The organism is Micrococcus sp. HSID17227 (assembly GCF_003989405.1).
GTDB classification, from domain to species: Bacteria; Actinomycetota; Actinomycetes; order Actinomycetales; family Micrococcaceae; genus Micrococcus; species Micrococcus luteus.
Genome location: NZ_RBLN01000502.1, coordinates 1 through 598 on the forward strand (window position 1 = coordinate 1; position 598 = coordinate 598).

A 598-nucleotide genomic window follows, 5' to 3' on the forward strand; every position below is an offset into this window, starting at 1 on the left:
CCTCCCACGCCGCCCCGGACGTGGCGCCCGACGGGTCGTCGTCGCGCCCGGCGTCTGCCGAGGGCGGCGATAGGGTGACGGCGTGACCGTCCTGCCCGTCCGCACCATCCCCGACCCCGTCCTGCGCACCGCCGCGTCGCCCGTGCCCCCGGGCGCGGATGTGCGCGCCCTCGTGGCGGACATGATCGAGACGATGCACGCCGTCGGGGGCGTGGGCCTGGCCGCGCCCCAGGTGGGCGTGGGCCTGCGCGTCTTCGTGTTCGACGTCGCCGGCGTCGCCGGGCACGTGGTCAATCCCGTACTCGAGACCGCCGGCCAGGCGCTGCGGGAGCCGGGCGAGGGGTGTCTGTCCGTGCCGGGGCTGCGCTACCACCCGGCGCGCGCCGCCGAAGCCGTCGTCCGCGGCACCGACGTCGACGGGAACCCGGTGGAGCACCGGGGGACCGGCCTGCTCGCCCGCTGTCTCCAGCACGAGACCGACCACCTCGACGGGATCCTCTACGTCGACCGCCTCGACGGCGAGGAACGCCGTGAGGCCCGCCGCCGCATGCGCGCCGGCGAGGTGGACCGCGCCGCCCGCCGCATCGGGGCCGAGCGC

At 77.6% G+C, this 598-nt stretch carries 1 protein-coding gene; it reads left to right on the top strand.

Annotated features, from left to right (window positions below; translation table 11 throughout):
* Positions 1 to 82: 82 nt before the first annotated feature.
* A partial coding sequence (gene def / locus D8M29_RS12920; protein ID WP_127446062.1) for a peptide deformylase occupies positions 83 to 598 on the top strand: 516 nt, incomplete at its 3' end.